Below are 7,934 nucleotides of genomic sequence, written 5' to 3'. Positions count from 1 at the left end.
GTCGAGGGCGACGACGCGGGTCTCCCCCTCCCCGTAGACCTTGTTCAGGCCGGTGGCGCGGGCGGCCGCCAGGCCGGTACGGACGGCGGTTGCGGGGAACGTCACGTGGACTCACTCCTGGGGATGAAAAACGGAAAATCGGACTCCAGTCCATCCTCCCAAGGCGTTCTTGTGCGACGTGTATGCCGAGCGGACGGTCGGCCCCCGCCGACCCGGCGGGGTGGCGGGGGCACTCTCCTCCTCTGGTATGACCCGGACCCCTCAGGGGCGGGGCCACGGCCGGAAGCCTTCGGCCGTCCCGGCCGGGCGATCCCGGCGGTCCCGACCGGGGCGCGGCCCGGGTCCGGCCCGGCGCCGGGCCGCTACTCCACCGCGACCCCGAAGGCCGTCGCCAGCCCCGCCAGACCGTTCGTCACCGCCCGGCCGGACGCGCTGAACTCCCAGCCGCCGCCCGAACGCCGGAAGGCACCCAGCACCATCGCACTGTCCGGCACCCCGCCGGTGGTGCCCGCCCAGTCCGCCGGACCGGCCGCACCCGGCCCGTACGAGGCGGCGACCGCCAGCCCGTGCACGTACCCCAGCGGCAGCACCGGCGGCTCCTCCTCCTCGGTGGAGACGGCGACCACCACCTCCTCGACCGCGGCCGGCAGCCGGTGCAGCTCCAGGGTCAGCCGGGCCGCCCGGGTCGGCTCGCCCGGCACCGAGCGGGTCGGGTGCAGCCGGACCGCACCGTCCGGGTCCTGCGGGCTGTTGAAGAACACGAAGTGCTCGTCGCTGAGCACCCGGCCCCCGGCGCACAGGAAGGCGGTGACGTCCAGCTCCACCGCGTCCCCGCCGGCCGTCCGGCTCTGCCAGCTCACCGTGAGCGCGGTCTCCCGCCCGGCCGGGTCGGCCTCCTGCGGCCGGGCGCCCGCGGCTGCCGGGGCGCCCCCGCCGAGCCGGCCGCGCAGGCCCTGCTCGGCCAGCAGCTGGACCAGCTCCGGGCCGCTCACCAGGGTCAACGGCTTGCCCTCGATGTAGCTGTACGAGCCGCGGCCGAAGCCAGCCGTGGTGACCAGGATGCCCTTGATCGCGCCGTGATGGCGCACGGTGGACTCCAGGTCGCGCACGGCCGTCGGCGGAACGGTCTTCTTGTAGCGCTTCGCCTGGATCACGATCTTGCCGCCGGTCACCTGGTCCAGGTCCTCGGCGACCACGTCCACCCCGACGTCGCCGCTGCGGGCCGTCGTCATCACCCGGAAGCCGCGCAGCCGGAACAGCTCGGCGATCAGGTCCTCGAAGTCCAGCGGATCCATCTCGAAGAGGTCCGGCTCGCCCTCGCCGCCGTGCCCGGCCAGGCTCCCGCCGACCGTCTCCGGCCGCCGGTCCGGCCGGACCTCGTCCAGCCGCTCCGGGCGCGCCGACAACCGGCCGCCCAGGCCCTGGAAGCACTCCACCGCGTCCACCCGGTCCAGCGCCAGCCCGGCGACGCCGGCCCGGGTCGCGGTCAGCGTCGACACGAAGCGCTCGGCCTCCCGGCCGGTCGCCGGGTCGATGCCGAGGACGAAGCCGTTCAGCACCACCGAGTCCAGCAGCCCGTCCCGGTCCGCCCGGAACAGCTCCGCCACCACCCGCAGTGCCGACTGCGCCAGGACCTGCCGGTACAGCGCCTTGCGCTCCGTCGCCGGGCGGGCCACCTCGGCCTCGCGGTCGTCCGACTTCACGTACCGCACCCGGCCGGCCGCCGGCACCACGTCCGCCCCCGGCAGCTCCCAGTTCACCACCAGCTGGCGGCCCGCCGCGTCGAAGGCCGCCACCAGCCGGTGCGGGAAGCCCTCCGGCCAGGCCGCCGAGGCGTACAGGCCCGCCGTGAAGTACTCCTGCACCGCCTCCGGCTCGCCCGCCCGCAGCCGGCGCAACAGCTCCTCGGTCCGGGCGCCGCGCTCCTCGTCCTCGCGGCGGAAGCGCTCCACCCGGGCCAGGTACTCCCGGTGGTACGCGGCCAGCCGCTGCTGCCGGTCCGCCTCCCGGGCCTGCGCGGCGTACCAGTCCTGCTCGAACCGCGCCCGGGCCTGCGCCAGGTACTGCTCGTACTGGCGCCGCACCCCCGGATTGCGGGCCTGCACCGGATCCGGCGGCGGGACGAAGTAGGCGGCGGACGCCTGGTCCGGCATCGGCACCGGCTCACCCAGCGGCCCCGGATCGAACGGCGGCACCGCGCTCGGCGCCAACAGCGCCTGCGGACCGAACGCCGGCGCGGCCAGCCCGGCCGCCAGCAGGCCCCTCAACTCCTCCACCCGGGCGTCCAGTTCGGCCGTCCGCCGAGCCGCCTCGGCCTCCCGCGACTGCTGGTACGCCCGCTGCGCCTCCCGCTCGTTGCGGGCAGTCGCCCGCTGCGCCTCGCGCTGCTCCCGCTCCCGCCGGCGCTCCTCCGCCGCCTCGGCACGCCACCGGGCCTCCTCCCGGCGCTGCTGCTGCCGCTGCGCCTCCGCCCAGATCGCCAGCACCCCGCTGCTCCGCCGCCCCGCCACGTCCACCCCTCCTGTCCGCGCCGCCTCCCGGCGGCGCCACCGACCGCGCCCGCCACAATAGAACGCGGACACCCCACCCGGCCAAGCGCCCGCGACCTGCGGGGTCGCAGCCGCGGCGGCGCTGCTGAACCCGGCACCACCGGCTCCTTCGACGACCCCGGCACCCGGACCTTCCCGCTGACACCGGCTGCCGGCAGCAACACGCTCACCGTCACCGACGACACGGGCGTCGCCCCGGACATCGACGGCATCACCGTCACCGACGACACGGGCGTCGCCCCGGACATCGACGGCATCACCGTCCCCGCCGATCCGCCCGGGGGAGGGACGGGTGCGATTTGTCGGTGGCGGCGGGTAACCTCGCTGCTCCGAGAGGGAAGGATGCCCGTGACGATTCCCCCACCGCAGCAGCCGGAACGGCCCGCCGGCTGGGTCTCCACCGGCCTGGGCTGGCAGGCGGGCCGCGCCGTGCTCGGCGCGGTGCGCGGCAGCCGGGTGCACGAGCGCGCCGTCACGCCCGGCGCGGAGGTCGGCTGGCTGCTCGGCGGGCCGCGCCGCTGCGTCGGGGCCTGGCTGGTCGGGGCGGCGGAGCGCACCCCGTGCCCGCACCACGCGGTGATCGATCCGGACGGCGGCGCGACGCAGTGCCCGGCATGCCAGAGCGTGGACCGCGGCCTCGCCCTGGCGCGGGACCAGATCCTCGACGACGGCCGCACCTACCTGCTCTACCTCGCCTGGTTCGGCGAGGGCCTGCTGAAGGTCGGCCTGACCGCCGAGCAGCGCGGCGACAGCCGACTGCTCGAACAGGGCGCGCTGGCCTACGCGTTCACCGCCAGGGGCGGCCTGCCCGCCGTGCGCCGCGCCGAACTCACCGTCGCCGCGTCGGGGTTGGCCCGTGAGCGGTACAAGTCCCGGCTCAAGGCCGAGCACTGGTGGTCGCACGGCGACGTCCCGCACCGCCGTACGGTGCTCACCGAGGCCCGCACCCGGGCGCACCGGCTGCTGGACGGCCACGCCGTGGAGCTGCTCGCGGACCGTCCGGTGGTGGACCACGTGGAGCGCTACGGCCTGGCGGCCGGCGCCCCGGAGTCCTACCGGGAGATCGCCGGTCTGGCCGACGGCGCCGTGATCGCGGGCCGGCTCCGGCCGCCGATCGGCAAGCACCTCTTCCTCGACCAGGCCGACGGCTCCGGCCCGCTGCTGCTGGACACCCGGCGGCTCACCGGCTGGACGCTGACGCCGGTGGCCGGGCGGGCGTCCGAGGGGCTGATCCTGCAGGAGCGCGTCCGCCCGCCGGAGCCGGACACCCAGGAAGCGCTGTTCTGAGCCGGCGGCGTCAGCCCAGCTTGCTGCGCAACCCGCCCGGCCCCGAGCGGGCCCGGCGCGACAGCGGCGGCCGGGACGGGCGGACGTCGCCGCGCACGACCTGGTCGGCGGCCTCGGCGGCCCGCCGGGCGAGCGCGGCGCGGGCGGCGGCCAGGGCGACGCGGGCGAGCAGCGGGTCCTCCCGGACACCGGCCTCGCGCTTGGCGCTGTGGCAGCCCGTGCACCAGACCGGCGAGGCCGGCCCGTCCGGGTACACCATCTCCTCGGGCGGCAGGTAGTGCCCACCGCACTCGACGCACTCGAAGACCAACCTCATCCGACGATCACCGTCCCGGATCCGTGGCACCGACCGCAGGGCGACCAGAATTCGTGGACCCTGGGCACCATGCTCCCTTCCTCGTCCAGTTCGACCGTTGCCTCGGTCTTCTGGGTCCCCCCGGACCCGCCGCAGCCGGAGCAGGACTGAACCTCGGGCATATGCCGTCCCTCCGTAGCGGAGCACCACCGTAGCGCGATTTCCCGCCCACGAGCACCGCTCCCGACGATCCACCACCCGTACGGGGAGCGCGAAATGGCGCCGCACGCCCCACCGGACAGGGGCGGCCCCTCGCGCGAGCACCAGCGCGAGGGGCCGACGGTCGGTGGTCCCGACCGCGTGTGGGGGAGCGTCAGCCGCGGGCGGCCCGCAGGAACTCCCGGTTCATCGCCGCGATGCTGGGCAGCGGGATCCCCTTGGGGCAGGCGGTGGCGCACTCGCCGGTGTTGGTGCAGCCGCCGAAGCCCTCGGCGTCCATCGCCGCGACCATGTTCCGCACCCGGGAGCCCCGTTCCGGTGCGCCCTGCGGGAGCACGTTGAGGTGGACGACCTTGGCGGAGGTGAAGAGCATCGCCGAACCGTTCGGGCAGGCCGCCACGCAGGCACCGCAGCCGATGCACTCGGCGTGTTCGAAGGCGGTGTCGGCGGCCTCCTTGGGCACGGGCGTGGCGTGCGCCTCGGGGGCGCTGCCGGTCGGGGCGGTGATGTAGCCGCCGGAGCCGATGATCCGGTCGAAGGCCGAGCGGTCCACCACCAGGTCCTTGACCACCGGGAAGGCGGCGGCCCGCCACGGCTCGACGTCGATGGTGTCGCCGTCCCGGAAGTGCCGCATGTGCAGCTGGCAGGTGGTGGTCCGCTCGGGGCCGTGCGCCTGGCCGTTGATGACCATGCCGCAGGCGCCGCAGATGCCCTCGCGGCAGTCGTGGTCGAAGGCGACCGGCTGGTCGCCGCGGGTGATCAGCTCCTCGTTGAGGGTGTCGAGCATCTCCAGGAAGGACATGTCCGGGCTGATCCCGCTGACCCGGTAGGTGGTCATCGACCCGGGTGCGTCCGGGCCCGCCTGGCGCCAGATGCGCAGGGTGAGGTTCATGCGTAGCTCCGCTGGGTGGGGTGGACGTGGTCGAAGTCGAGCGCCTCGCGGTGGAGGACGGGCGCCGCGCCGGTGCCGGTGAACTCCCAGGCGGCGGCGTACGAGAACTCCTCGTCGCGCCGGGCGGCCTCGCCGTCGGGGGTCTGGCTCTCGGTGCGGAAGTGGCCGCCGCAGGACTCGGCGCGGTGCAGGGCGTCCAGGCACATCAGCTCGGCCAGCTCGAAGTAGTCGACGAGCCGGTTGGCCTTCTCCAGCGACTGGTTGAGCTCCTGCCCGGTGCCCGGCACCTTGATCCGGCGCCAGAACTCCTCGCGCAGCTGCGGGATCCGCTCCAGGGCCCGGGTCAGGCCGGCCGCGTCGCGGGCCATCCCGCACTCGTCCCAGAGCAGTTCGCCGAGTTCCCGGTGGAAGGAGTCCGGGGTGCGGTCGCCGTCCACCGCGAGGATCAGGTTGAGCCGGTCCTCGACCTCGGCCGTGGTCCCGGCGAGTACCGGGTGGTCGGCGGGCACGGCGGGCAGCGGGTTGCGGGCCAGGTAGTCGTTGAGGGTGGGCGGCAGCACGAAGTAGCCGTCGGCGAGGCCCTGCATGAGGGCGCTGGCGCCGAGCCGGTTGGCGCCGTGGTCGGAGAAGTTGGCCTCCCCGATCGCGAACAGGCCCGGGACGGTGGTCTGCAGGTCGTAGTCGACCCAGAGCCCGCCCATCGTGTAGTGGATCGCCGGGTAGATCCGCATCGGCACCCGGTACGGGTCCTCGGCGGTGATCCGCTCGTACATCTCGAAGAGGTTGCCGTACCTGGCCTCGACGGCGTCCCGGCCCATCCGGCGGATCGCGTCGGCGAAGTCCAGGTAGACGCCCTGGCCGCCGGGGCCGACGCCGCGGCCCTCGTCGCAGACGTTCTTGGCGGCCCGGGAGGCGATGTCGCGCGGCACCAGGTTGCCGAAGGACGGGTAGATCCGCTCCAGGTAGTAGTCCCGCTCCTCCTCGGGGATCTCGGCCGGCGCCCTGGTGTCGCCCTGGGCCCTGGGCACCCAGATCCGGCCGTCGTTGCGCAGCGACTCGCTCATCAGGGTGAGCTTGGACTGGTGGTCGCCGGAGCGCGGGATGCAGGTCGGGTGGATCTGGGTGAAGCACGGGTTGGCGAAGTGCGCGCCGCGCCGGTGCGCCCGCCAGATCGCGGTGGCGTTGGAGTTCTTGGCGTTGGTGGAGAGGTAGAAGACGTTGCCGTAGCCGCCGCTGGCGAGGACGACGGCGTCGGCCGTGTAGCTGCGGATGTCACCGGTGACCAGGTCGCGGGCGACGATGCCGCGGGCCCGGCCGTCGACGACCAGCAGGTCCAGCATCTCGGTGCGCGGGTGCATCTCCACGTTCCCGGCGGCGATCTGCCGGGAGAGCGCCTGGTAGGCGCCGAGCAGCAGCTGCTGGCCGGTCTGGCCGCGGGCGTAGAAGGTGCGCGAGACCTGCACGCCGCCGAAGGAGCGGGTGTCCAGCAGGCCGCCGTACTCGCGGGCGAACGGCACGCCCTGGGCCACGCACTGGTCGATGATCTCCACCGACACCTGGGCGAGCCGGTGCACGTTGGACTCCCGGGCGCGGAAGTCACCGCCCTTGACGGTGTCGTAGAACAGCCGGCGGATCGAGTCGCCGTCGTTGCGGTAGTTCTTGGCCGCGTTGATGCCGCCCTGGGCGGCGATCGAGTGGGCGCGGCGCGGGGAGTCCTGGTAGCAGAACTGGACGACGTGGTAGCCCTGTTCGGCGAGGGTCGCGCCGGCGGCGCCGCCGGCCAGGCCGGTACCCACGACGATCACGGTGTGCTTGCGCCGGTTGGCCGGGTTGACCAGCTTGGCGTCGAACCGCCGCTGGTCCCAGCGCTGTTCGATCGGCCCGGCCGGGGCCCTGGTGTCGGCGATCGGCTCGCCGACGGTGTAGTCCTGGTAGCTCACTTCACCACTCCGGTCATCACGGCCACGGGGACGGACAGGAACCCGGCCGTCAGCACGAGCGCCAGGCCGTTGGCGGTCAGCTTCAGCGCCCGGTCCCGGCGGGCGTTGTTGGCGCCGAGGGTCTGCGCGGCGCTCCAGAAGCCGTGCCGGACGTGCAGGCCGACGGCCAGCATCGCGACGACGTAGAACACGTCGACGTACCAGCGGTCGAACGAGGCGACGACGTTCTGGTACGGGTGGCCCTCCTCGGCGGCCGGGTTCACGGTCAGCGTGGTCAGGTCGAGGATGTGCCAGACGATGAACAGCGCCAGGATCACCCCGCCCCAGCGCATGGTCCGGGTCGCGTAGCTCGCGCGGCGGCGCTTGTGCGCGTACTTGCTCGGCCGGGCGGCGAGGTCGCGGCGGCTGAGCTGGTAGGCCGAGACGCCGTGCAGCACGACCGAGGCCAGCAGGCCGACCCGGGCCATCCACAGGAACCACGCGTGGCCCAGGAACGGCTGCCCGATGGTGCGCAGCCAGGCGGCGTAGCCGTTGATGTCGTCCGGGCCGAAGAAGATCTTGAGGTTGCCCAGCATGTGCGCGACCAGGTACAGCAGCATGACCAGTCCGGTGACGGCCATGACCGCCTTCTTGCCGACGGTCGACCGCCACAGCGTCGCCAGGGGGGACGGATGCCGGCCCGTCCGAGTCGCGGTTGTCATGGCTGCAACGGTAGGGACGGACATCAGGGTGCGTCCAAGACATGATGCGGC

The 7,934-nt window shown here is 74.1% G+C and carries 6 protein-coding genes and 1 pseudogene; 1 reads left to right on the top strand and 6 read right to left on the bottom strand.

All coding sequences use genetic code 11. The annotated features are described in order from the left end of the window. Together ACIGG8_RS09750 and ACIGG8_RS09745 are read right to left on the bottom strand one after the other, a co-directional pair. Positions 1-105, bottom strand: a pseudogene (locus tag ACIGG8_RS09750) (ABC transporter ATP-binding protein); the annotation flags it as partial. A gap of 257 nt (positions 106-362) precedes the next feature. Beyond that, entirely contained in the window at positions 363-2,510 is a 2,148-nt protein-coding gene (locus tag ACIGG8_RS09745) for a restriction endonuclease (protein ID WP_396546747.1), read from the bottom strand. A gap of 387 nt (positions 2,511-2,897) precedes the next feature. Here ACIGG8_RS09745 and ACIGG8_RS09740 point away from each other — a divergent pair, with 387 nt between their 5' ends. Continuing rightward, positions 2,898-3,836 (top strand): DUF2797 domain-containing protein, encoded by a 939-nt coding sequence (locus ACIGG8_RS09740; protein ID WP_396546746.1) that lies wholly within the window; start codon positions 2,898-2,900, stop codon positions 3,834-3,836. 10 nt (positions 3,837-3,846) lie between these two features. Here ACIGG8_RS09740 and ACIGG8_RS09735 read toward each other — a convergent pair whose 3' ends face one another. The 4 genes from ACIGG8_RS09735 to ACIGG8_RS09720 form a co-directional block, all read right to left on the bottom strand. Next, entirely contained in the window at positions 3,847-4,152 is a 306-nt protein-coding gene (locus tag ACIGG8_RS09735) for a hypothetical protein (protein WP_350526379.1), read from the bottom strand. Positions 4,153-4,504: 352 nt separating this feature from the next. After that, on the bottom strand, positions 4,505-5,242 hold the full coding sequence (locus ACIGG8_RS09730; RefSeq protein ID WP_396546744.1) for a succinate dehydrogenase/fumarate reductase iron-sulfur subunit: 738 nt from the start codon (positions 5,240-5,242) through the stop codon (positions 4,505-4,507). Beyond that, on the bottom strand, positions 5,239-7,182 hold the full coding sequence (locus ACIGG8_RS09725) for a fumarate reductase/succinate dehydrogenase flavoprotein subunit (RefSeq protein WP_396546743.1): 1,944 nt from the start codon (positions 7,180-7,182) through the stop codon (positions 5,239-5,241). Before ACIGG8_RS09725 ends, ACIGG8_RS09730 begins: the two co-directional genes overlap by 4 nt. Beyond that, positions 7,179-7,883 (bottom strand): succinate dehydrogenase cytochrome b subunit, encoded by a 705-nt coding sequence (locus tag ACIGG8_RS09720; protein ID WP_396546742.1) that lies wholly within the window; start codon positions 7,881-7,883, stop codon positions 7,179-7,181. The genes ACIGG8_RS09725 and ACIGG8_RS09720 overlap by 4 nt, the downstream gene beginning before the upstream one ends. Positions 7,884-7,934: the final 51 nt, after the last annotated feature.

This window comes from Kitasatospora sp. NPDC085464, assembly GCF_044541955.1.
GTDB lineage: Bacteria > Actinomycetota > Actinomycetes > Streptomycetales > Streptomycetaceae > Kitasatospora.
Note: the sequence above shows the minus strand (reverse complement) of the source record. Positions and strands in the feature narration are given on the sequence as shown.

What these genes read in the sequence shown, in the direction of transcription:
- ACIGG8_RS09735 (WP_350526379.1), bottom strand. Translation starts at nt 4,152, where the DNA reads ATGAGGTTGGTCTTCGAGTGCGTCGAGTGCGGTGGGCACTACCTGCCG.
- ACIGG8_RS09720 (WP_396546742.1), bottom strand. Translation starts at nt 7,883, where the DNA reads ATGACAACCGCGACTCGGACGGGCCGGCATCCGTCCCCCCTGGCGACG.
- ACIGG8_RS09730 (WP_396546744.1), bottom strand. Translation starts at nt 5,242, where the DNA reads ATGAACCTCACCCTGCGCATCTGGCGCCAGGCGGGCCCGGACGCACCC.